This is a genomic window from Massilia sp. Leaf139 (assembly GCF_001424165.1).
Taxonomy (GTDB): Bacteria; Pseudomonadota; Gammaproteobacteria; order Burkholderiales; family Burkholderiaceae_D; genus Telluria.
Genome location: NZ_LMOJ01000025.1, coordinates 140287 through 164397, shown reverse-complemented (window position 1 = coordinate 164397; position 24111 = coordinate 140287). Strand labels below are relative to the sequence as shown.

The following is a 24111-nucleotide window of genomic DNA, read 5'->3' as shown; positions in this document are numbered from 1 at the left end:
ATAAAACGCATGAAACTCAAGTTCACCAAGATGCAGGGCGCGGGCAACGATTTCGTCGTGATCGACGCCATTCGCCAGCAGATCGATTTCAGCACCGAACAATGGCGCCGTCTGGCCGACCGCCGCTTCGGCGTCGGCGCCGATCAAATCCTGATCGTGGAACGGCCGACAATCGCCGGCGCCGATTTCCGCTACCGCATTTTTAATAGCGATGGCGGCGAGGTCGAACAATGCGGCAACGGCGCGCGCGCCTTCGCCCGTTTCGTCGCCGACCAGGGGCTCAGCAGCGAACGCAGCATCCGCGTGCAGACCATGTCGGGCATCATCGCGCCGCGCCTGGAAGCCGACGGCAGCGTGACCGTGGACATGGGTGCCCCGGTACTCGAGCCGGCCGCGGTGCCTTTCGATAGCCAGGGGCTCGACGGCGTACCCGAGGGACGCGACCTGCTGTGGCCGCTGGATGTCGACCATGCGGGGGCGCCGCTTGGCATCCCGGTATCGGTCGTCTCGATGGGCAACCCGCACGCGGTGCAGACGGTGCCGGACGTCGACACGGCGCCGGTGGCGGAACTGGGCCCGCAGATCGAACATCACCCGCGCTTTCCGAAGCGCGTGAATGCCGGCTTCATGCAGATCCTTGACCGTCGCCACATCAAACTGCGCGTCTTCGAGCGCGGCGCCGGCGAAACCCTGGCTTGCGGCACCGGCGCCTGCGCGGCGGTCGTGGCCGGGATCCGGCGTGGACTGATCGATTCGCCGGTACGGGTCTCGGCGCGCGGCGGGGAATTGTCGATCGCCTGGGCTGGCGAAGGCGAACCGGTTTATTTGAGCGGCCCGGCCGTCACGGTGTTCGAGGGCGAAATCAGTATTTAAAGAAAGGGCGGAGGATGGCAGACGGCGGCGGACGGCGACGGTGGACGGCGGCGGATCGCGCCGTGCGCTGCGTGGCCGGCTGTCACTAGCCGATCATCCCTGCCCGCTTATCAATGACCAGCCGCCGGCAAGTATGAGTGCCACCGCTCCGAGCCTGACCGGCAGTGCCTACCGTGGTACCGCTAAGTGCCTAGTCCTGCAGGGTGCCGTTCAGGCAGCCATGCCATAGGAAGCGTTGCCACGATCCGGCGGCACGGCAGGCAGGCACCCGCCCTCGCCGTCGTCGAGCATCCTGCCGGCCATGGCGGCATCGGCCATCAGGGTCCGCAGCCGGTACAGGCGCTGACGGTAATTGCCTTCGGGGCCACCTGGCCCGCAATCGACATTCTCGAACAACCGCACGATGCGGTCGAGCGCCTGGCGTTCCTGGGCCGTCTCGACCATGACAAGGCGACGCTTGCTGCGGCCATAGCTGGCCCGAATATCGATGACCAGGCAATGTCCCTGATCCGCCGCGGCCACGTCGAGCAGCAGTGTCTCGGCACGCGTCAGGCCGAACAGGGCCGCCAGTTCCAGCCGCGCCGCCAATAAGGGGTAGGCGGACAAGTCGCCGACGCAAGCGAGCAGCGCCCCGGTTTCGGTATGCTGGGCGTCGTCGGGCCGTGGCGCGATCTTGCGGATGGCGGCTGCGGCCTCGGCATTGCCTTGGGCCGCGGCCTGCTGGAGCCAGAACACGGCGCGCACATCGTTGCTTTCGTTTTCGCGGCGCGCCCGCCAGGCATTGTGGCCGCACTCCAGCTGCGCGACCTCGTAGCCCATTTCCGCCGCCCGTTCCAGGTAGCGCTGGGCATCGGCGACATTGCGTTGCGAGAACTCGGGTTTCAGGTAAATGCGCGACAGGGCATACCAGGCTTCGGCCAGGCCCTGCTCGCCTGCCAGCAGCAGCCAGCGGATCGCCTTTTTGAAGTTGGCCGCGCTGCTGCCGCCTTGCACCCGGGCGCCGTCGACCTGCATGCGGGCATACCACAGGCCGATCGCCAGCTGGGCGTGGCGATCGTGCTCGGCAGCGGCCAGCTCCCAGAATGCGTGGATTTCATCGCTGCCCGCCTCGACGCCGCCTTTGCCGTCGGCCAGCAGGCGCGCGGTGCGCGACAGCAGCGTGACTTCGCCGGGCGCCAGGCGCCGGGTATGCTTGCCGCCGCCGCTTTCCACCAGCGTGCGCGCCAGCGGCAGGGAACGGGCGAGATAGTCCTGCCAGGCCTCGGCGGCCCAGCTTTGCTCGAGCAGCGCGAACTGCGCCTCGGCCAGGCCGTTATCGGCCGCCCGGCGCAGCCACGGCTGGCTCGACGCGGCGGCTGGGTCGGTTGCGGACGGAGCCGTGCGCTCGAGCGCGCGCCGCTCGGGCGCCTGCGCCGGACGTGTCGGCGCCGCGGCTTGCTGCGCCGCAGCAGGGCTGGGCACGGCGGTGCCGGCCGTGTTGATGGTGGCGGCGATGTCGGGCCGGCGCGCCAGCAGCCATTGCGCTTCGGCGAATCCGGCGCGCGCGGCCTCCTCGAGGGCGCGCAGGGCCTTGCTGCGCAGCGCATCCGGCACGGCGCGGCCGTCCTCGAGCAGCAGTTGCGCCAGCACCAGTCCGGCGCGGACGTTGCCGCGGTCATAGGCGCGTTCGTACCATGGCGCCAGCGGCGTTGCATGCGCTCGCGCCAGGTCGAGCGGAATGTGGCTGCCGATCAGTTCACATGACTCGGCGCACTCCTGGCGCGCCGCCCGGTCGAGCCAGTGCAGCGCGGTCGGCAGGCTACGCGGCAAGCCGGCACTGCCAAACAGGTAGCGCTTGCCCAGTTCGAGCTGCGCGTCGGCGCGGCCGCTGCGGGCGCCACGAATGATCGCCAGTTCTTCACGATTAGCCATCGGTCGTCTTCGTCAGTTGATTGGAGGCGTGGTGATACGGACGCGATACGGCGGGATCGGCGGAAGACCACGACGGGAAGGCTGTCGCTGGTAAAGTTGCCAATATACAAGAACTTCCGAAATCGCGCCCACACCCATCGGTTCAAGGAAAAGTCTAAGCCAGCAGGGAGGGCCAAACTTCCCGAACCGCCCAATGCTTGATATCGAACAAGCGCACCGAAACGATGCGGAACTCCGTTACCTTGCAGTGCATCAAGCGCGAAATGGGGGCGTGAGACGGGCTCGGGCGTTTCGAAAATACAACAGCACGATTGGTTAAATTGGCTTTCCACCAACTCCAACCGCCATAATTAACCAATCCGGCAATCTTGACGCGTTAAGCCATTAAGGTTCACTCGTCCGAGTGTTCAGCAAACAAAGTCTCAACGCTCTTTGGATTCCGATTCATCTTCTAAGGATACGAATAAATGAAAAAATCTCTGATGGCAGTTGCACTCGTCGGCGCCTTCGCCGGTGTTGCCCAGGCGCAGACCGCCGTGCAAATCTACGGCACCCTGGATGCAGGCATCCAGAAGCAGACCAACCAGTCGCTGTCGATCGGCAAGCGCTCGTCGAACACCCTGGGCTTCAAGGGCACCGAAGATCTGGGCAACGGCCTGAAGGCACTGTTCCAACTGGAAATCCGTTACGAGCCGGACACCGGCACCGTCGAAAACGGCGTGCGTCCCCTGTTCCAGGGCCAGAGCCGCGTCGGCCTGCAAGGTGACTTCGGTATGGTGCGCATCGGTCGCGGCCTGACCCCGTACCAGGAAACCGTCGGCGCCTTCGAGCCATGGCACGCAGTGCCGACCCAGGGCGGCTTCTACACCGACGTCGCCGTTGCCGGCTACAACTCGGCGCCGCTGGAGCCAAACCAGTATTCGAACAACCGCTGGTCGAACGCCATCTGGTACAACTCGCCAGTCACGAGCGGCTTCCAGGTCAACGCCGCGATCGCCTCGAAAGAAGGCGCCGGCGCGGGCGGCCGTGCCGTCATCGGCACCGGCGGCGGCGCCACCTACCTGGCAGGCGCGCAAGCATCGGCCAACCCGTTCTCGATCACGGCCACCTACAACAACGGCCCACTGGCACTGATGGGCGGCTACGAGCGTAACGCCGTCGAAACCAAAGTCATGTCGGTCGGCGCTGCCTTCAACGTGACCCCGGAACTGAAACTGATGGCACTGGCTACCCGCCAGGATCAGGAAAACACCTTCCGTATCAATCCGAAGACCAAGGCATGGGTGCTGGGCGCGAACTACACCATGGGCCCAGGCAAGATCCTGGCCGGTATTGGCCAGAAGGATCCGGACGGCATCACCGCCAAGACCAAGCAAATGTCGCTGGGCTACGAATACAGCCTGTCGAAGCGCACCTACGTGTACGTCGACGCATCGCGCAAGAAGAGCGCACTGGCTGCGCCGAACAATGCTGCACGCGGCACGGTCAATTACTACGACCTGGGCGTGAACCACTCGTTCTAAGCTGACCGGGCGAAAGTCCAACAGGCTTGACCATGGAAGCGGGATCCGGCAACGGTTCCCGCTTTTTTTATCTGTCCCGATGCCTTGAGAACCGCCTATCGTTGCGATCCAGGAAGGCGCACGCATTTGCTGTTGTATTTTTGCCACTGTTCCTGTCGCGCTCCGGCAGTTGTGTGTACAGTGCGGGGCGCCAATGGCATATTCGCAAGGCGGAATTTTTAAGCTTCAAAAAGCTAAACAATAGTGGAGATTCAATGAACAAATGTTTGATCGCCGGCCTGATCGGCTCGTGCTTCGCCCTCCCGGCCCTGGCCCAATCCAGTGTCCAGATCTACGGTATCGCCGACGCCGGCGTCCTGTGGCAAAAAGGCGGCCCGACCAAGCTCGTCAGCGGCGGCGCCGACGGCTCGCGCATCGGTTTCAAGGGCAGTGAAGAAATCGGCAATGGCTTCAAGGCCATCTTCAACCTGGAAGCGCGTATCGAACTCGACACCGGTACCCAGCAGCCTACCCTGGTCAACGACAATCCTGGCCTGTACCTGACGCGCGGCATGCAGGCGATCCCCGCACCGATCGTGCAGGGTCTGCGCAACGTCATCCAGCGTCCAGGCGCGCCGGCAGTCAACCCGGAAAACGCCCTGTTCGACCGTACCGCGATGGTCGGCCTGATCACCCCTGTCGGCGCCGTGATGCTGGGCCGCATGTACACCCCGGGCTACGAAGTCTTCGCCGCCGCCGACGCGTTCGAGTCGGGCATGGTCGGCACCTGGGGCCACGTCACCGGGGGCACCGCCGGCTTTACCGCCCTGGGCGCGGACATCCGCTCGCAGGAAGCGATCCAGTACCGTATCGCCCTGCCATCGGGCCTGGGCGGCTCGATCATGTACGGCGCGCGCAATTCGGGCTACCTCGGCCGTTACAACAAGTTCCGTGCAGGCGCGATCACCTACAAGGCGAACGGCTTCGACGTCGGCGTCGGCTACAACCACGGTTACGACCAGCAAAACCGTCCAAGCCTGCGCACCACCACCGTCGGCGGTTCGTACACCCTGAACCAGTTCAAGTTCTTCGCCGGCTTCCACAGCCAGCGTAATACCAACTCGGTATTGATGGCCGATTATGTCGGTGGCTGGAACCAGGCTGTCGTGCCGCAGCTGACCGCCCTGGGCATTCCTGCCGCGAATCAGAACGCCCTGCGCGAGGTGTTTACGCGTGCGATCAACGCCAACACCCAGCAAGATGCCAAGAGCTACCAGCTGGGCCTGCACTACAAGCTGGGCAGCGGCCGCATCATGGCGTCATATGCGCACCAGAACGACCGTACCGCATCGAACAGCGATGCCGACATGTTCGCACTCGGCTACGACCACTTCCTGTCGAAGCGTACCGACGTCTACATCGCCGCGTCGGCGATCAAGAACGAGAACGAAGCGCAATATTCGCCAGGTATCTCGGGTGCCCCGGGCGGCTTTACCCGCGCTCCGGGTGAAGACGGCCGCGCCCTGCAGATCGGCGTGCGTCACCGCTTCTGATCGCACTGCGGTCATCCAGCCAAGAGGGCGCCTGCGGGCGCCCTTTTTGGTTCTATCGCCCTGTCCCACTGCGGTAGAATTGCGCACACCTTATTTCTTGCAAGATTACCGATGACCGTCACCCTGGACTCCGCCGCCGTCGCCCAATACCTGGCCGACCACCCGCGCTTTTTCGAAGAACATGCCGGCCTGCTGGGCGAAGTCAAACTTTCGAGCCCGCTGACCGGAAAAGCCGTGTCGCTGCAGGAGCGCCAGATGGAAGTCATGCGCGCCAAGTACAACGCGCTCGAGCTGCGCCTGGCCGAGCTGATGCGCACGGCCGCCGACAACACCGTCATCCTGAACCGTTTCCATGCCTGGCACCTGGCGCTGCTGAAGTCCGCCGGCGGCGCGGCCATGGCGCGCGATCTGGTCGACGGCTTGATCACCCATTTCGGCGTGCCGCAGGCCACGCTGCGCCTGTGGAATGTGGGCGCGGAACACGCTGATAGCTGGTTTGCGAACAACGTCGCCGAGGATGCGCGCCTGTTCGCCTCCAGCCTGCGCGCACCGTATTGCGGCCCGAACAAGGATTTCGAGGCCGTGCGCTGGCTCGACGACGCCGACAATGTGCGCTCGACCGTGCTGCTGCCGCTTACCAGCGAGGGCGCCACCTTCGGCCTGCTCGTCATGGGCTCGCCCGATGTCGCACGCTTCAGCCCGATGATGGCCACTGATTTCCTGGTGCAGCTGGGCCAGTCCGCCAGCGCCGCCCTGGCGCCGCTGCGCGCCTGAGGAGAAAGTAAATGGACGCCGGGCGCGAAGACTGGGCCGGGCGCTACCTGCGCGAACTAGCCACCCAGCGCCAGTTGTCCGAGCACACGATCGCCGCCTACCAGCGCGATCTGGCCGAACTGCGCGAGCTGGCCGGGCACGACGACTGGCCGACATTGACCCATGCCGACATGCGCCGCTTCGCTGCGCGCCTGCACGCCGGCGGCCAGGAAGCGCGCTCGATCGCCCGCAAGCTGTCCGGCTGGCGCGGTTTTTATGGTTGGCTGGCGCGCCAGATGACGCTGCCCGCCAACCCGGTCGAGGGCGTGCGCGCCCCGCGCCGCCCGAAAACCCTACCGAAGGCGCTCGCGGTCGATGCCGCCGTGCAGCTGCTGGAAGCGAACCGCCACGGCCATCCGGAACCGGCCGAGCTGTGCAACCGCGCCATGTTCGAACTGCTGTATTCGAGCGGGCTGCGGGTGTCGGAACTGGCGGGACTCGATCTGACCTACACCAATGCCGAGGGCAGCGCCTCGCTCGGCTGGTTCGACGCGGCCGAGAATGAGGTCGTAGTCACCGGCAAGGGCAATAAAATGCGCCGGGTGCCGGTTGGCGGCCCGGCGCGGGAAGCGCTTGCCGCCTGGCTCGCCGTGCGTCCATCTGCGCAGGACGGCAGCCCCGCCCTGTTCCTGTCGAACCGCGGCACCCGCATCAGTCCGCGCGTGGTGCAGCAGCGCCTGAAAACCTATGCGCTGCAAGCCGGCTCGCCATTACACGTGCACCCGCACGTGCTGCGCCATTCGTTCGCTTCCCACCTGCTGCAATCCTCCGGCGACCTGCGCGCCGTGCAGGAATTACTGGGCCACGCCAGCATCACTTCGACCCAGGTGTACACCGCGCTCGACTTCCAGCATCTTGCCGCCGTGTATGACCGAGCGCATCCGCGAGCGAAAGCGAAGTAGACAAAGGTTCGCCTGAGCTGGCGCAAAGGCCAGTGCGGTTGATGGTGGCAGATTGCAAATTACGGCATAATCTTCGGCTTCCCCACGCCGCTAGTAGCCGGCCCGAACCGCGAGCAACCATGTCACCGATCCCGACCACCATCCTCACCGGCTTCCTCGGCGCCGGCAAGACCACCCTCCTCAACCGCATCCTGCGCGAGGAACACGGCCTGCGCATTGCCGTCATCGAGAACGAATTCGGCGAAGAAAATATCGACAACGAAATCCTGGTGCAGGACAGCGGCGAGCAGATCGTCGAGATGAACAATGGCTGCATCTGCTGCACCATCCGCGGCGACCTGGTCGTGGCCCTGACGAAACTGGCGCAAAAGCGCGAGGCGGGAGACATCGCGTTCGACCGCGTCGTGATCGAAACGACGGGTCTGGCCAATCCGGGCCCGGTGGCGCAAACCTTCTTTGTCGACGAGGAAGTCGGCGCCAACTACATGCTGGATGCCGTGGTGACCGTGGTCGACGCGCGCCATGCGATGGATCAGCTCGACCGCCACGAGGAAGCCCAGCGCCAAGTCGGTTTTGCCGACAAGATCCTGCTCTCGAAGCTGGACTTGATCGATGGCGACGCCCTGGAAACACTCAAAATGCGTTTGACACGGATTAATCCACGCGCGCCGATCTCGACCTCCGACTTCGGCCGCGCGCCGATCGCCGAGGTGCTCGACCTGCGCGGCTTCAATTTGAACGACAAGCTCGAACTCGATCCGGATTTCCTGCAGGCCGAGGAACATGCTCACGATGACGATCACGATCACGATCATGCGCATTGCGACGAGCACGGCCACGTGCATACCGAGGCCTGCGCGCACGACCACCATCACGCCCACCACAGCGACGACATCGCCGCCTTCGTCTTCAAGTCCGAGCGTGCTTTCGATCCGGAGCGGCTCGATCAATTCCTGGGCAGCATGGTGCAAGTCTTCGGGCCGAACATGCTGCGTTACAAGGGCGTGCTGTCGATGCAGGGGGCGGAACGCAAGGTCGTGTTCCAAGGCGTGCATCAAATCATGGGCAGCGACCTGGGCGCAAAGTGGGGGCTTGATGAGCCCCGCGGCAGCAAAATGGTGTTTATTGGTAAAAATTTACCAAAAGACGTATTTATCCGCGGATTGGAACAATGTTTGGTATAAACTATCCCGGTTTAGCGGTACCCATTGCCTCCGCGTCAAGGTTGTGAAGGGTATCGTCGAGTGACCGCTGTCCCCCGGACAGCGTAGACGGCGGATCGTACGGGCCGTCATGGCAGCAGCAAGGGCGCGCACCCTTGAGTTCGGGTGCTACGGCTGAGCTAGCTGATAAAATGAAAACCTCTGTCGTATCGAAGGTAAGTGAAGTCATGACTAAAACAACGAAACCGAATGCCGCTCAGGCCGAAGACCGACTCTTGACGGAAGAAGAAATTCGGGCGATGGGCGAAGAGGACTACATGAACCCGGCCCAGCTCGCGTTCTTCAAGGATCGCCTGCAGCAGCTCGAGAAAGAGCTGCTGAAAAACGCCGGCGAGACTACCGAGCACCTGCGCGAGACCGTGCTGGTTCCCGATCCGGCCGACCGCGCCACCATCGAGGAAGAACACGCCCTCGAGCTGCGCACCCGCGACCGCGAGCGCAAGCTGCTCAAGAAGGTGCAGCAATCGCTGGCCGCCATCGACGGCGGCGACTACGGCTGGTGCGAAGAAACCGGCGAACCGATCGGCATTCCGCGCTTGATCGCGCGCCCGACCGCTACGCTGTCGCTGGAAGCCCAGCAGCGCCGCGAACTGAAGCAAAAGCTCTACGGCGACTGATCCTTCGATCACGCCTCACCCAAAAAAGCATGCGTTCGCCGCATGCTTTTCTCTTTTCTGCGCCCTGTTCGCCGCCCTTCGTGCGGCCAAAAACTTTCCCATGGGATACACTAGCATCGGCCCGCACAGGCTTTGCGTGGGCGCACGTGTGCGCAGGGCGCCGCGCGCGCGTCCATGCTACCGTCATGGATGAGCGCTTGCGAACGCCGCTGCGCCGCATGATCGACAGGATGACGTGGGTATATTTTCCTTCCTAAAGAAGAAACCCGAACCGGCCGCGGCGCCGGTGGCGCCTCCACGCGCCGACGAGGGTGCGCGTCTGGCGCAGGACGCCGACCGCGAACGCCAGCGCGAAATCGCGCGCGCCACCGCCGCCAAGATCGACGCCATCGAACTGGCGATGACGACCGACTTCTTCGATGACGCCGAGGCGCGCTGGGGCAGCACGCGGCGCGCGCCCGCGGCGGCGGCAACAACCCTCAACGACGGCGGCGACACCGAACTCGACATCGAACTCCTCGTCCAGGCCGACCAGCCCGATGCCGCCGCGGCGCCGGCCAGTGCCCCTGTCGTCGAGGAAAGCGCCATCTTGTACGCCAACGGCCAGGGAGCCGTTGCCGAACAAATGCTGCGCGACAGCCTGCGCGATCTCGGCCGTACCGAGCGCCAGCCCTGGTGGATGCTGTTCGACCTGTACCAGGCCGCGGGGCGCGAAGCCGAGTTCGACGATATCGCGATCGATTACGCCAGTCATTTCGAAACTTCGCCGCCCGCCTTCATCGACCGCTTGCCGCGCGCCGCCCCGGCGCAGGATCTCGCCGGGATCGCGCCGGCCGTCCGTTTCAATGGCATTCTCGACGCCGATGCCGGCCTGCGCCTGCAAGCCCTGCTCGCCAGCGGTGGTTCTCCGGTACGCATCGACTTCGGCGGCGTGACCGGCGCCACCCGCGAAGGTTGCGGCGCCGTGCTAGGCGCGCTACAGGGGTTACGTACGGCCGGGCGCGAGATCGTGCTGGCCGACGCCGACGCTTTATTGGCCGTGCTGCGGCCGATGCTGGCCATCGGCGAGCGCAGTAGTGGAGAATCGCCCTGGCTGCTGCTGCTCGAACTGCTGCAGTTGCTGGAGCGCGAAAAGGATTTCGAAGAAACGGCGATGGATTACTGCGTCACCTTCGAAGTGTCGCCACCCTCGTTCGAACCGCTGCCTAAAGGCAGCCGTAGCGCCAGCAGCAGCGCCAGCCCGGCGGCGGAACAGCGCTTCATGCTGCCGGCCATCGTCGACGGCGACACCCACGCCTTACTGGCGGCGCTCGAGGCCTATGCGGCGCTCGATCCGGCCGGCCCGGTCGTGCTCGACTGCGCACGTCTGGTGCGCATCGGTTTCGGCGCGGCGGGCGAGCTGCATGGGAGCCTGCGCCGGCTTGCTATAGATGAACGCCGGATCGAACTGCGCGAGCTGAACCACCTGGTGGCGGCCCTGCTGCGCCTGCTGAACTACAGCGACTGCGCGCGCCTGTATGCCCACAAGTATTAAGAATTAAGGCCGTCTTACCTACTTCTGTAAACATTAAGAGTGTCTTAACTATTGCCGCGTTGGCCGGTGATCTGTCTTGCAATTTTATGCAACACCCCCAAGTGCGGTGGGCTAGTTAATCATGAGGCAGATATGGAACAATTTCACGGTACCACCATTGTGAGCGTGCGGCGCGGCGAGAAGGTCGCATTGGGCGGCGATGGCCAGGTCACGCTGGGCAACGTCGTCATGAAGGGCTCGGCGCGCAAGGTGCGCAAACTCTATCAGGGGAAGGTGCTGTGCGGCTTTGCCGGCGCTACCGCCGACGCGTTCACCTTGCTCGACCGTTTCGAAGCGAAGCTGGAAAAGCACCAGGGTAACCTGCTGCGCTCGTCCGTCGAGCTGGCCAAGGACTGGCGCACCGATCGCATGCTGAGCAAGCTCGAGGCGATGCTGCTGGTGGCCGACAAGGAAGTCACGCTGATCATCACCGGCAACGGCGACGTGCTCGAGCCCGAGGACGCCATCGGTGCCATCGGTTCCGGCGGCATTTATGCCCAGTCGGCGGCCAAGGCGCTGCAGGAAAACACGGATCTGCCGCCAGCCGAGGTCGTGAAAAAAGCGCTGACCATCGCCGGCGAGCTGTGCATCTACACCAATCTGTCCCACATCATCGAAACGCTGGACTGACCGGCGCGCATACCCATGAACATGACTCCCCTCGAAATCGTCTCGGAACTGGACAAGCACGTCGTCGGCCAAGGTAAAGCCAAGCGCGCCGTCGCCATCGCCCTGCGCAACCGCTGGCGCCGCCAGCAGGTCGATGAGCCCCTGCGCCACGAGATCACCCCGAAAAACATCCTCATGATCGGCCCGACCGGCGTCGGCAAGACGGAAATCGCGCGCCGCCTGGCGAAGCTGGCGGACGCGCCGTTCATTAAAATCGAAGCGACCAAGTTCACCGAAGTCGGCTATGTCGGGCGCGACGTCGACACCATCATCCGCGACCTGATCGACATCGGCGTCAAGCAGACCCGCGCCAGCGAAATGAAGAAGGTGAAGCAACGCGCCGAGGACGCGGCCGAAGACCGCATCATCGACATCCTGGTGCCACCGGCGCGCGACTTCGGTTTCAACGTCAGTGCCACGGCCGAGGCCAAGGAAGGCGACAGCACGCGCCAGACGTTTAGAAAACGCCTGCGCGAAGGCTCGCTCGACGAGCGCGAGGTCGAAATCGAAGTGGCGGATGCGCCGCCGCAGATGGAAATCATGGCCCCGCCCGGCATGGAAGAGATGACGGAGCAGATCAAGTCGATGTTCGCCGGGGTTGGCGGCGCGCGCAAGAAGACGCGCAAGATGAAGATCAAGGAAGCGATGAAGGTGCTGGCCGAGGAAGAAGCGGCACGCCTGATCAATGAAGACGAGATGAAGCAAAAGGCGATCCATAACGTCGAGAACAACGGCATCGTCTTCCTCGACGAGATCGACAAGATCGCGACCCGTTCCGAGCACGGCGGCGCCGATGTGTCGCGCGCCGGCGTGCAGCGCGACCTGCTGCCGCTGGTCGAAGGCACGACGGTGAACACGAAATACGGCATGATCAAGACCGACCACATCCTGTTCATCGCCTCGGGCGCGTTTCACCTCGCTAAGCCGTCGGATCTGATTCCCGAGCTGCAGGGCCGCTTCCCGATCCGGGTCGAACTCGAATCGCTGTCGATCGACGATTTCAAGCGCATCCTCACCAGCACCGATGCCTGCCTGACGACGCAGTACGAAGCCTTGCTCGGCACCGAGGGCGTGCAATTGACCTTCTCGGAAGACGGCATCCACCGCTTGGCCGAGATCGCCTTTGCCGTCAACGAGCGCACCGAGAACATCGGCGCGCGCCGGCTATACACGGTGATGGAAAAGCTGCTCGAGGAAATCTCGTTCCACGCCAGCGACACGCAGGATAAACAGATCACGATCGACGCGTCCTATGTCAACGAGCGGCTCGACGTGCTGTCGGCCAACGAAGACCTGTCGCGCTACGTGCTCTAAGGCAGTCAGTCAAGGAGAAAGCGATGGCGAACAAGGCACTCGCGACGCGGCAGAAAATGATGCTGCGCGCCCAACCGGCCCAGCAACCGGGCAAGCCGCGTAATCCGATCGCGGCCCTGGCCAAGGCGCGATCGGCGGGGGCGCACGCCAAGCCGCTCTCCAACGAGCGGCAGGCAAGCAAGCGGCTGCTGAAAAAGCTGCCGCTGGTTCCCGAAGACGATTGAAAACGGGGCGAGTCCTTCGCTAGAAGGACTCGCCCCTTACCTGCACTGCACGTCAATCCGGACACATTCGCTGCTTACTGCTGCTGCCCGCCTTCGCACTTCGCACTGTAATACGTTTCCTGCCCCTGGCTGCGCATCTTCTGCGACAGCACGGCCGCCTCCATCGCCGCCACCTTCACGGCGGGGAAGGCGGTCGCATTCTTCATCAAACCCATCAGCGTCCCCTCCGACTCGGCCTTGCCCGCCAGCGCCAGACCGAAGGTCGCCGAGACGGCCAGTTCGGCCGCCAGCGACTCGAGATTGCGCGCGTCGATACCGGCCACCGCCGCTTCGGCCGCCGCGATGGCGGAACGGTGCACCGCCAGCTGCTTCGCCATCTCGCGGTCGGTGGCGACCCTGGTGATGAAGTCGAGGGCGGCCTGGCTGCCCGACTTGTTGATCAGGTCGCCCAAGTGGATCAGCGCCGCGTTCTTCGCATTGAAGGTCGCGCGGCTGGCGCGTGGCTGCTGCACGAAGTCGATCAGCGGCTGCGCGGCAATCTCGCTGCCGATGAAGCCGAGCGTGGTCACGATCTCCGGCAGAAATTCCTCGTGCTTTTCCGGCTCGTCGACCAGCCACTCCAGCAGCAGTTTGGCGTCCTCCTCCGTGTATTGCGAAGCGGCCTGGTAGGGAATGCCCTGGATCCAGTGCTGGGAGACGAAAGCGCGCACATCCTGCGGCGGCTGGATCGCCGCGCCCAGCGAGCAGCTCGAGGCCATGGGCGCGCCGCGGGCAGCCACCGGGCCGGTCAGAAAGCTGGCCGACTCGGCCTCGTTGACCACGTTATGGTCAACGCCGACGCTCGGATACATGACGGCGCGGGGGTCGTCGGTGCGGTGCCCGAGGCCGGCATTGTGGCCATACTCGTGCACCCAGATCAATCCTTCCTGGTTGGCGGTAAAACGCACGGCGGCGAGGTTGACCGTCGGGCTGCCGAGCGGAGCGCAGCCGATGATCGAGCCGCCGGGGCCGCCGCACCAGCGGATGGCCTCGACGATCTTGACACCGGAACCGGCATTGAGCAGCGCCAGCAGGTCGGCCTCGGTCTGGATCGTCGCCGGCACGTTTGGCGGCAGCACCTGCACCGGCCCGTTGCGTACGAACTGAACTGGAGTGGCGACGTCGGCGGGGGAATCGTCGCTTTGCAGGATGGTGCCCATGTCGGCCAGGATCCGATCCGCATCGGCGTCGCTCAGGGCCACGGTGCCGTGGCGCTGCACGGTGATCTGCACCGTCCGCCCGCCCACGTCGCCCGGGTTCACCACCAGGTAGTCGGCATAGAGCGGAATGTCCGCTTCCCACTCGATGTTGACCCAGATATCGACGCCGCCGGCGCGCGGCGCCACGTTGTGCACGGTGTAGCGCGCCGCGCCGATGAACTTGCCGGCGTCCGTCCCGCCTGCGACGCCTTCGCCGACCGACACGAACACCTGCGAACGCGGGCCGACATCGGGCCAGTCCAGCCGCAGCACCCACTGGCCGCGCCGGCTGCCCCAGTCATGGCGGTACGTAAATCCGCTTCCGCTGAGTTCGGGTTGCGGCGTGGCTGCGCCGAACACACGGCGCACGGCGGCTGGGCGTGCCGGTTGCGTGGTCTGTGCGAAGGTGGCCGAGACCGCCGTCTCCCCCTCCTGCATGGAACCGGCCGGAGTAATCATTCCAGGCAGTTGAATCTGATTGTTTGACATGACCATTTCCTTTGCACGCTGCTTGTTGATGGAATAACCCAGTTCGCGTAGCGATGCGCCGATTCAATGCGCAAGGGTAGTGCGCGAGTCGGTTCGCCAAGATCGAACCTTCATCAATCTAATGGAACTTTTTTCGCGCTGAGCTCGTTTTGGTCAAGCCGGGGTGGAAGGGGAAATCGGGCGCGCGGCGTCTTGCCGCTTTGACCATTCGCCTGTACATTGATCGCCGCCCATTGCCGAGTACAGGAAATCCATGAGCTCACCCGAGCAGATCGTCGACGTGCTGCGCGCCCAGCTGCGCGCGGCGAATTTGACCTATAAAACGCTGGCCGAACGCATTGACATGAGCGAGTCCAGCGTCAAGCGCATGTTTGGACAGAAAGACATGCCCTTGTCGCGCCTGGCGCAGATCTGCCAGGCGGCCGGCATCGCCTTCGAGGACGTGCTGCGCGGCGCCGCCGACGCGCGCGCCCAGCCCGACGCCCTGACCCTGCCCCAGGAAACGGCGCTGGTCGCCAAGCCGCGCCTGCTGCTGGTGGCGATCTGCTGCCTCGGTTACTGGAGCATGGAGCAGATCGTCGAGACCTATCGCCTGACCGAGGCCGAGTGCATCGGCTGCCTGGTCGAACTCGACCGGCTCGGCATCATCGAATTGCGTCCGCTGAACCGCTACACGCTGCGTGTATCGAACGCCTTCCACTGGCTGCCGGACGGGCCGGTGCAGCATTATTTCCGCGAGCAGATCGTGCCGGATTATTTTGCCGGCCGTTTCGACGGCGCCGGCGAGACGCTGATGTGCCTACCGGCGCGCCTGTCGGCCGCCAGCGCGGCCGAGCTGGCACAGAAGATCCATCAACTGGCGGGAGAATTGACGCGGCTGCACCGCAACGACCGGCGCCTGCCGGCCCAAGAGCGCGAGGGGATGACCTTGCTGGTGGGCTTCAGGTCGTGGGAGTTCGCGGCGTTTACGAAGCTGCGGCGCTGACAGCAGGGACGTCGCGCACGGGCGTGCGCGGCGTAAAGATCAGCGCAGCACGGGTGCGTCGCCGCTGACCGGGCTGCCCATCGAGCGGGTCGGCTGCGGCATTTGCGGCTGGTTAGGCGGTGGCGGCGCGATGTCGGCCGGTGGGCCTTCCTGAGGCGGTTCCTGTCCCTGCGGCACAACCGGATTAACTTCCCCAGGTGGCGGCGGACTCTGGATGGCGCCCGGCGCCGTCTGCGGTTCGGTCGTCGGCATGGCGCCGGCCGGAGCGACCGTCGGCTGCGGCGGCATCGGCATCGGCGGCACGGCGCCGCCCGACAGCGCAATGGCTGGCTTGGTGTCGGGCGCGAGGTCGATACGCTTCATGACGCCGCCCTCGGACAGCATGACATAACGCGCATGCACTTCGCTGATGCTGACGCCGGGCGCCAGTTCGCGCCCTACTTTCAAGGCTTTCGGCGGCTGGCCGTCGGCGACGATGATGGCGACGCTGTCGCGCCCGGCGGCGACGATGCCCGTCAGCTGGTAATTGGTGGCGACATTCGCCACCGGCTGCCCGCCGAAGAGCGTGGCGGCCGCTTCCGGCGAAGGCTCGGGCAGGCTGGCAGGCGCGGCGGCGGCGATGGGCCGTTGCACCGGTTTATACAGTTGCATGCCCCAGTAGGTGGCCGAGACCGCCAGGAAGATCAGGGCAAGCAGTGTAAATAAGAGAGGCAGACGCTTCATCGGTTTCCTTGTTAGCGCACCAGCTGGTTGATTTCAATGATCGGCATCAAGACCGCCAGCACGATCAGGAGCACCACCAGGCCCATGGCCAGGATCAGCACCGGCTCGAGCAGGCCGGCAATGGTCAGCGTGCGGCGCTCGAGGTCGGCCTGTTGGGAATTGGCCGCGCGTTCCAGCATGGCCGGCAGTTCGCCGGTGATTTCGCCGGCGCGGATCATATGCACCAGCATCGGCGGAAAATGTTTTTGCACGGAAAGCGCCCGCGCCAGGCTGATGCCCTCGCGCACGCTGGCGGTCGCCTGTTCGACCAGTTCGCGCATGGCGACGTTCGACAAGGTATCGCGGCTGGTGTCGAGAGCGCGCAGGATGGGCACGCCGGAACCGGTCGTGATCGCGAGCGTACTGGCGAAGCGGGCCGTGTTCAGGCTGCGTTCGAACTTGCCGTACACGGGCGCCGTCAGCAGCCAGGTATGCCAGCGCCGTTTCAGGGCCGGGTTTTGCAGCGCCCGGCGCCAGGCGAACCAGGCGGCCACCAGGGCGATCCCGAGCACGATGCCCCAGGCGCGCATGAAGTCCGACACGGCCAGCATCAGCACCGTCAGCAGCGGCAGCTTCTGCTTGGTGTTGGCGAACACCGACACGATCTGCGGCACCACATAGGTGAGCAGGAAAATAACGATGGCAAAGGCGACGACGGTGACGATGGCCGGATAGGTAAACGCCAGGCGTACCTTCTGCACCAGCGAATTGCGGCGCTCGATGTAGTCGGCCAGGCGCGACAGCACGCGCGCCAGCTGGCCGATCTGCTCGCCCGAGGAGACCAGGCCGCGGTAGATCGGATCGAAATCGCGCGGGTGGTGCGACAAGGCATCCGAAAAAGCGATGCCGCCCATGACTTCGGCGCGGATCGAGGCGATCAGGTCACGCAGATACGGCTTTTCGGCCTGTTCCAGCAGCGCGGTAAATGCCTGTTCGAGCGGCAGCCCCGCTTCCAGCAGGCTGGCCATCTGGCGCGTAAACAGCGCCAGCTCGACCGAGGACAGGCGTTCGCCGAAGCCGCGGGAACGGGTAACGCCGCTGGCGTCGACCTGGGCGGCAATCGCCTCGACGTTCAGCGGCGTCAGTCCCTGCACGCGCAAGTCGGCGCGCGCGGCGCGCGGGCTGTCGGCATTCACGACACCCTTCTTGGTGGCGCCGCCCGCGTCGACAGCTTCATAGCGAAATGCCGGCATCCTTGATCCTTGCTCAGTCTTTTGTTACACGCAGCAACTCGGCTTGCGTCGTGGTGCCGTCGCGCAGCCAGCGCTCGCCGTCTTCGCGCATGGTGCGCATGCCGCTGGCCTGGGCCGCGGCGCGGATTTCCGCCTCGGAGGCCTGGTTGTGGATCTGGGCGCGAATGCCCTCGTCCGTTTGCAGCAGCTCGTAGACGCCGACCCGGCCATGGTAGCCGGTATGGCCGCAGCGCTCGCAGCCGACCGCGTGCCAGTGCACGCCGTCGCTCTTCTTACAGTGCGAACAGAGTTTGCGCACCAGGCGCTGCGCCATCACGCCCAGCAGGGACGACGACAGCAGGAAGGGTTCGATGCCCATGTCGAGCAGGCGGGTGACGGCCGCGGCGGCATCGTTGGTGTGCAGGGTCGCCAGCACCAGGTGGCCGGTGAGGGAAGCCTGGACGGCGATCTGCGCCGTTTCCAGGTCGCGGATCTCGCCGATCATGATCACGTCCGGATCCTGGCGCAGGATGGCGCGCAGGGCTTTCGCGAAGGTCATGTCGATGCGGGCGTTGACCTGGGTCTGGCCGACGCCGTTCAGGTCGTACTCGATCGGATCCTCCACCGTCATGATGTTGGTGGTCGAGGCATTCAGACGCGACAGCGCCGCGTACAGCGTGGTGGTCTTGCCGGAACCGGTCGGGCCCGTGACCAGCACGATGCCGTGCGGCTGATTGATCAATTTGTCGAACTGCGGCAGCAGATCGGGACTCATGCCCAGGTGCGACAGGTCGAGGCGGCCCGCTTCCTTGTCGAGCAGACGCAGCACGGCGCGCTCGCCGTGGCCGGTCGGCAAGGTGGAGACGCGCACGTCGACGGGTTTGCCGCCCACGCGCAGCGTGATGCGGCCATCCTGCGGCAGGCGTTTTTCGGCGATGTCGAGCTGCGACATGATCTTGATACGCGAGATGAGGGAGGCGTGGATACCCTTGCGTGGACGCACGATGTCGCGCAAGGCGCCATCGATACGAAAACGTACGACCGAGGTTTGCTCGAAAGGTTCGATGTGGATATCGGACGCCCCTTCGCGCAGCGACTGGGTGAGCAGGGCATTGATCATGCGGATGACGGGCGCATCGTCGGACGATTCGAGCAGGTCTTCGATGGCCGGCACGTCTTGCAGCAGGCGCGTCAGGTCGAGGTCGGCGTCGAATTCGTCGGCGACCTGGCTGGCGTCGCCGCCGGCGGAGGCATAGGCGGCGGCGATCGCATCGTCGAGTTCGCTGCGGTCGAGACGGCGCAAGCTGATGCGGCCGAAGCGGCGCGAGACCTCGGCGATGGCGGCCGGCGGCGTGCTGCTGGACACCAGCACTTCGACGCTCTGTCCAGTGTCATCGCCAGTGCGCGCCAACACCCCGTGATCGCGGGCGAAGGCGTAAGGCAACAGGTTGGTCATGATGGCATCACTTCTGGTTCGGCGGCGTCACCGGGCGGAATTGGGGCACGGGCGCCTGGTTCTGTTGGGATTGCGGCGCGGCCGGCTGGGTTACGCCAGCGCCGGTGGCCGCGCCCGGACGCACCGGCGGCGGGGCCGGCGGCGGCTGGGTGGCCATGGTGCCGCCGGCAGGCGGCTGGCCGTTGGTCAGCGGCGGCAGTTCGGGCGCGCCGAGGCTGCGCAGCAGGACGGTATCGTCTTGCGGCTGGGTGGTCACGCCCAGGGCGCGCATGTATTCGTAGCGGTCGAGCGAGATGCTGTTGTTCTGCTCCTTGCTGCGCACCACGACCGGACGCAGGAAGACCATCAGGTTGGTTTTTTCGCGGGTGCGGGTGCGGTACTTGAAGAGGTTGCCCAGCACCGGGATGTCGCCCAGGCCGCGTACCTTCTCCTGCTGATGGTTTTCGTCGTCCGAAATCAGGCCGCCCAGCACGATGATCTGGCCATCGTCGGCCAGGACATTGCTCTCGATCGCGCGCAGGGTCGTGACGATGCCTTCCGGGCGATCCAGGGTTTCGTCGATGTCGGAATTTTCGTGGTAGATCGACAGTTTGATGACGCCGCCTTCGGAAATCTGCGGACGCACTTTCATCAAGAGGCCGATGTCCTTGCGGTCGACCGTCTGGAACGGATTCGTGGAGCCGCTGGCGGCCGTCGTGAACGAGCCGGTCAGGATCGGGATGTTGCGGCCGACCTTGATCGTCGCCAGCTCATTGTCGAGGGTGATCATGTTCGGCGTGGACAGCACATTCGCCGCGCCTTCGTTTTCCAGCGCGCTGGCCACGGCGCCCAGGCCGAGCTCGCCGTTGATCTGCTTGAAGATGCCGAGGGTCAGGCCCGGCAGCGACGGCGGGCCGCTTTCGCCGGTGACGCCGGCGCGCGCAGCGGCGGCCAGGTTGACGATGTTGTTGGCGCTGTTCGACTTGAAGCCCTGGATCGCGCCGACCCGGTATTTGCTGGTGTCGCTGCCCGACAAACCGAGCCACTGGACGCCGAATTCGGCCGCCTTGGTCGTGTTCATCTCGACCACCAGCGCCTCGATATACACCTGGGCGCGGCGCACGTCGAGCTGGTCGATGACGCCGCGCAGGTTGCGGTAGATCGCATCTGGCGCCGTGATGATCAGGCTGTTGGTGGACGCGTCCGCCTGAATGAAGCCGGAACCGGCGCCACCGCCCGCGCCGCCGGCGGTGGCCTGGCCCTGCTGGCTGTAGTTGCTGCTGGAACCGCCGGCGCCGAGGCCTTGCTGGCCCTGCTGGCCGCCGCCCAGGCCGCCACCGGTGCCGCCCGCGGCGCCAGCCTGGATCGAGCCGCCCGCCGTGCCCTGCTGCTGCACCGGCACCGCCGAGGCATCCTGCGAGACGACGGCGCGCAGCGTCTGCGCCACCTTGCTGGCGTCGGCATTTTTCAGATAGACGACGTGGATATTGCCTTTCTCGCTGGTTGCCTGGTCGAGCTTGGCGATCAGCGATTTGGCGAGGTTGGCGCGGGCTTGCGAAGGCGCGCGCACCACCACCGAATTGGTGCGGGCGTCGGCCAGGATCGTGACGCGGCCGGAGTCGCCGCCGGCGGCCGGTTCCATCAGGCGCGAGACGAGGGTGGCGATGTCGCTGGCGATGCCGTTACGGATCGGTACCACGTCGAGGTCGGCCGCCACCGGCGCGTCGAGCGCGGCAATGATGCGCGACAGGCGGCGCAGGTTGTCGGCGTAGTCGGTGATGACCAGGCTATTGTTGCCCGGATTGGCCATGATCGAATTGTTCGGCGAGATGAGCGGACGCAGCACGGCCGTCAGGTTGGCCGCCGATTCATACGACAGGTGGAAGATTTGCGTGGCGATCTGGTCGCCCTGCACGCGGGTGCCGCGCTTGCCGACCTGGGTCGGCGAGGATTGCAGCTTGGCCTCGGCTTCCGGCACCACCTTGGCATAGCCTTCGCCGGTGGTCACCACGGCAAAGCCCTGCAGGCGCAGGGCGGAGGTGAGCAGGCCGAAAGCCTGGCTCTTGGTCAGCGATTTTTCCGACACCAGGGTCAGCGTGCCTTTGACACGCGGATCGATAATGAAGGTCATCCCCGTGTAGTGGCCGACGGCCTTGATCACCGATTCGATGTCGGCGTTCACGAAAGACAAGGCGGCGGCGTTTTCCTGGGCGAATGCGGGCGCCGGCGGCAAGGCCGTGGCCACCGCGCAGCACAACATGACCCCGGCCGCAATGCGACGCAGGGCCGGATGCGAAGTCGAGCGCACTGCGGAGAATTCGGGGGTGCTACGGAAGGATGTTTTCATTATCTGAACTCTAATGCGATTATGTTTTTACCGTTCACCATGCGGCGCTGGCCAAGAAGATTGAGCATGTTGCCCAAGGTTTCTTCGTAGCCATCGGCGGCCGACGCTTGCCCTGAAAAGCGCAGGCGCCCATTTTGCAGTGTTCCATTTCCCGACAACAGCAAGGCGCCGCGCACCGTGCGCAACACCAGGTCGGCTTGCTGGCCGCGCCAGTCCATCATCATCTCGTAGCTGCCGAGCGGCTTGACGGGCGCCATGCGCGAACCCATATCGCTCATCGTCAGGGTCGTGCGTCCGGTCACCGCCACACTGTTCGGCTGGCGCGTCAGGTCGAGCCGGTTCCACGAGAGCCGGATCACGCCCGTGGGCACCAGCGTGTTGAGCGGCGCCCCCAGCCCGGCCAGCCCTTCCGCCGGCAACAGCAATTGTCCTTCGCTCACCTGCCACTGCGACCAGCTGCCCGTGACCTGCACCGGCTGCGCCAGCGCCTGTGGATTTTCGAGCCGCATGTCCACGCGCCCGAACAGCACCAGCGGCGACAAGTGCCAGGTAAAACGTCCCGGCAGCAGCGGCGTCACCGACCCGCCCTCGCCCGGCGCTCCGCCCACAAAGGCTGAGCCGTTCCAGAGCGTACCCTGCGCATCCCCGAGAGTCAAACGACCGCCGGTCTGGCGTTCGACCATCGTGCCGAGCCAGCTGGCCGGCAAGAAGGCGAACATCGTCAGCGCGATCGCCAGAGCGACCACGACCAGCCAACCGAGGCCCCGCCTCATCGGGCAGCGGTCCCGTTATCCTGGCGCAGCGTCAGGTTGGCGTCGACCTGCCCGACCGGATCCTGGGCGGTGAAACTGCCTTCCTGCACGGCGATGCGGTTTTCGCGGCGCTGGGCATCGAGCCATGACACCAAATTGGCGAAGGATACGCCGGTTACCTGCAAACGCGCGAATTCTCCGGTCAGCGTGAGCGAGCCGGGCGTGATGCCGCGCGCACTCAGGCTGGCCATCAGGCTTTCGCGCGTCATCGGCGACACCGGCACCGGCGCCTGGCCCGCTAGCGCGCGCGCCTGGGTGGCCATGCCGGCGAGCTGGGCCGCTTGCTGGCGCAGCTCGGGCAGCGAACGCTGCAAGCGGGCGCGGCCCTCCACGGCCGGTTCGATCAGGCCGATATACACCAGCGCGCACAGGACGACGCCGAAGCCGGCGGCCAGGTAGCGGCGCTCCTGCTCGCTGCGTGCGACCCAATAACCGGTGGCGCGTTCGCGCGCCCGGCCGACAGTACTGACCAGACTCATGGCTTGGCTCCCGTGCTGCGCACCAGCCAATTGTCGGGTGCGGGTGCTTCCAAAGACAAACTGCGCGCGGACAGCGCCGCCTGCAGCTGGCGCAGTGCGGCGGGGTCGACCGTTTCCGGTTTGACCCGTACCCGCAACACGCGTTCCTTGTATTCGATTGAGGAAATTCCGGGCGGGCGCGGCAATTCGCGGCTGGCGTCGCCCAGCGCGCCGGCCAGGTAGATGAATTCGTCCGCGCCGATCTGGCCGCTGCCGGCCTGGGCGCGCGCGATTCCCTGGCGCATCTGCGCCACCGGATCGACCATCGGCTGGTTCGGATACACCGACTGGAAGGTCTGCGCCATCTGCTTGCGCACGGCCTCGGCTTCGCCGCGCAGGCGCAGCCATTCGATGTTGATGCCGGCCAGGTTGACGACGACGGCAAGGAAGGCCAACGCGATCGGTACGCGCCAGCGGCGCCAGTCGGTCTGGCGCGCCCCGGCGCTGCCCAGGCCCGGCACCAGATCGAAACTGGTGCTGCGCGCGCCGGCGATCCAGTGGGCCCAGTCGTCGGCTTCCAGCACCGTGCCGGGGCCGGCTTCGGCCAGCAGCACGCCGTATTCGCCCAGCTGTTCGCGCGGCAGATATAAAGTGAGCGGCGCGTCGCCGGCCAGGGCGCGCGCCGTTTGCAGGGCGCTGGCCGGATTGGCATCGAGCGCCAGGCCGAGGCCGGCGAATTGCCCCTGGCGCAGCAGCAGTTCGCTGCCGTTCAGGGCGGCACTGACGCCGCCCGGCTGCAGCGGCAGGCACAGTTGCGCCGGCTGGGCGACGACGCTGCGCGCCCCCTGCGCCAGCAGCGTGCGCACCAGCGGCTCGAGCCAGTCGCGCGCCACCACCGCCACCGGCCGGGTGCCGTCGGCGGCGGCGGGGCCGGCGACCAGCACGCAGTCGGCCGGGTCGCCCAGGATGTGTTCCTCGACCAAGCCCGGCAAGGCGGCGCGCAGGCGCGCACCGGTCAGCGGCGGCATCTGCAGCGCCAGCAGATTGACGTCGGTGCCGGCCAGCAGCAGTACGACGCGGCGGTTGGCGACGATATCGGTGAGGGTGCGCAGCGCGCCTTCTCCCTGCTGCTCGATGGTGCCGCCGTCGCCGACGACGGCGAAGCGGCATGGCGCGCCCTCTCCTTCTGCGCGCGCCGGATGCCGGATATAAAGTGTAGTCAAACCGTCTCGCTTTCTT

21 protein-coding genes are annotated in these 24111 nt (G+C 65.5%); 12 read left to right on the top strand and 9 right to left on the bottom strand.

Features of this window, described 5'->3' with window-relative positions; translation table 11 throughout:
• The first annotated feature begins 9 nt into the window (after positions 1-9).
• A complete protein-coding gene (dapF, locus tag ASF77_RS18520; protein ID WP_056342693.1) occupies positions 10-873 on the top strand; it encodes a diaminopimelate epimerase in 864 nt (287 codons plus the stop codon).
• 210 nt (positions 874-1083) lie between these two features.
• Here dapF and ASF77_RS18515 read toward each other — a convergent pair whose 3' ends face one another.
• Positions 1084-2784: a tetratricopeptide repeat protein gene (locus ASF77_RS18515; protein ID WP_082493888.1), complete on the bottom strand. Its 1701-nt coding sequence runs from the start codon at positions 2782-2784 to the stop codon at positions 1084-1086.
• Between the two features lie 467 nt (positions 2785-3251).
• Here ASF77_RS18515 and ASF77_RS18510 point away from each other — a divergent pair, with 467 nt between their 5' ends.
• From ASF77_RS18510 to ASF77_RS18465, 10 genes are all read left to right on the top strand, one after another.
• On the top strand, positions 3252-4307 hold the full coding sequence (locus ASF77_RS18510; RefSeq protein WP_056342690.1) for a porin: 1056 nt from the start codon (positions 3252-3254) through the stop codon (positions 4305-4307).
• Positions 4308-4561: 254 nt separating this feature from the next.
• Positions 4562-5839 carry a porin gene (locus ASF77_RS18505; protein WP_056342687.1) on the top strand — a complete coding sequence of 426 codons (1278 nt, stop codon included), beginning with the start codon at positions 4562-4564 and terminating at the stop codon, positions 5837-5839.
• 111 nt (positions 5840-5950) lie between these two features.
• Complete coding sequence (locus ASF77_RS18500; RefSeq protein ID WP_056342684.1) at positions 5951-6613, top strand: DUF484 family protein; 663 nt, start codon at positions 5951-5953, stop codon at positions 6611-6613.
• Positions 6614-6624: 11 nt separating this feature from the next.
• Complete coding sequence (gene xerC, locus ASF77_RS18495) at positions 6625-7554, top strand: tyrosine recombinase XerC (RefSeq protein WP_056342680.1); 930 nt, start codon at positions 6625-6627, stop codon at positions 7552-7554.
• Positions 7555-7673: 119 nt separating this feature from the next.
• Complete coding sequence (locus tag ASF77_RS18490) at positions 7674-8738, top strand: GTP-binding protein (protein WP_056342670.1); 1065 nt, start codon at positions 7674-7676, stop codon at positions 8736-8738.
• Positions 8739-8944: 206 nt separating this feature from the next.
• On the top strand, positions 8945-9394 hold the full coding sequence (dksA, locus tag ASF77_RS18485; protein WP_056342667.1) for an RNA polymerase-binding protein DksA: 450 nt from the start codon (positions 8945-8947) through the stop codon (positions 9392-9394).
• A 235-nt stretch (positions 9395-9629) separates the two neighbouring features.
• Entirely contained in the window at positions 9630-10928 is a 1299-nt protein-coding gene (locus ASF77_RS18480; RefSeq protein WP_056342665.1) for a hypothetical protein, read from the top strand.
• A 132-nt stretch (positions 10929-11060) separates the two neighbouring features.
• On the top strand, positions 11061-11597 hold the full coding sequence (gene hslV / locus ASF77_RS18475) for an ATP-dependent protease subunit HslV (RefSeq protein WP_056342662.1): 537 nt from the start codon (positions 11061-11063) through the stop codon (positions 11595-11597).
• Between the two features lie 15 nt (positions 11598-11612).
• Positions 11613-12950, top strand: a complete 1338-nt coding sequence (hslU, locus tag ASF77_RS18470) for an ATP-dependent protease ATPase subunit HslU (protein WP_200934204.1) — start codon at positions 11613-11615, stop codon at positions 12948-12950.
• 23 nt (positions 12951-12973) lie between these two features.
• Positions 12974-13174, top strand: a complete 201-nt coding sequence (locus ASF77_RS18465) for a hypothetical protein (RefSeq protein WP_056342660.1) — start codon at positions 12974-12976, stop codon at positions 13172-13174.
• A gap of 74 nt (positions 13175-13248) precedes the next feature.
• On the opposite strand, the gene ASF77_RS18460 is transcribed toward ASF77_RS18465, so the two are convergent.
• Entirely contained in the window at positions 13249-14901 is a 1653-nt protein-coding gene (locus ASF77_RS18460; protein WP_156648938.1) for a hypothetical protein, read from the bottom strand.
• Between the two features lie 253 nt (positions 14902-15154).
• Here ASF77_RS18460 and ASF77_RS18455 point away from each other — a divergent pair, with 253 nt between their 5' ends.
• Positions 15155-15886, top strand: coding sequence for a helix-turn-helix domain-containing protein (locus ASF77_RS18455; RefSeq protein WP_056342655.1), 732 nt, complete (start codon positions 15155-15157; stop codon positions 15884-15886).
• A 39-nt stretch (positions 15887-15925) separates the two neighbouring features.
• Here the strand turns inward: ASF77_RS18455 and ASF77_RS18450 are convergent, their stop codons facing one another.
• Genes ASF77_RS18450 through gspL form a run of 7 tightly spaced genes read right to left on the bottom strand, consistent with a single transcriptional unit; the run spans position 15926 to position 24095 of the window.
• A complete protein-coding gene (locus ASF77_RS18450; protein ID WP_056342652.1) occupies positions 15926-16609 on the bottom strand; it encodes a type II secretion system protein N in 684 nt (227 codons plus the stop codon).
• Positions 16610-16620: 11 nt separating this feature from the next.
• The gene (gene gspF / locus ASF77_RS18445) at positions 16621-17841 is read right to left on the bottom strand and encodes a type II secretion system inner membrane protein GspF (protein ID WP_056342650.1); all 1221 of its coding nucleotides are present in this window, start codon (positions 17839-17841) and stop codon (positions 16621-16623) included.
• 13 nt (positions 17842-17854) lie between these two features.
• Positions 17855-19276, bottom strand: coding sequence for a type II secretion system ATPase GspE (gene gspE / locus ASF77_RS18440; RefSeq protein ID WP_056342647.1), 1422 nt, complete (start codon positions 19274-19276; stop codon positions 17855-17857).
• A 7-nt stretch (positions 19277-19283) separates the two neighbouring features.
• Positions 19284-21602, bottom strand: coding sequence for a type II secretion system secretin GspD (gene gspD / locus ASF77_RS18435; RefSeq protein ID WP_082493887.1), 2319 nt, complete (start codon positions 21600-21602; stop codon positions 19284-19286).
• Positions 21602-22375 carry a type II secretion system protein N gene (gspN, locus tag ASF77_RS18430; RefSeq protein ID WP_056342644.1) on the bottom strand — a complete coding sequence of 258 codons (774 nt, stop codon included), beginning with the start codon at positions 22373-22375 and terminating at the stop codon, positions 21602-21604. Before gspN ends, gspD begins: the two co-directional genes overlap by 1 nt.
• Entirely contained in the window at positions 22372-22893 is a 522-nt protein-coding gene (gene gspM / locus ASF77_RS18425; protein WP_056342641.1) for a type II secretion system protein GspM, read from the bottom strand. The genes gspN and gspM overlap by 4 nt, the downstream gene beginning before the upstream one ends.
• Entirely contained in the window at positions 22890-24095 is a 1206-nt protein-coding gene (gspL, locus tag ASF77_RS18420; protein ID WP_082493886.1) for a type II secretion system protein GspL, read from the bottom strand. The genes gspM and gspL overlap by 4 nt, the downstream gene beginning before the upstream one ends.
• Between the last annotated feature and the right edge of the window lie 16 nt (positions 24096-24111).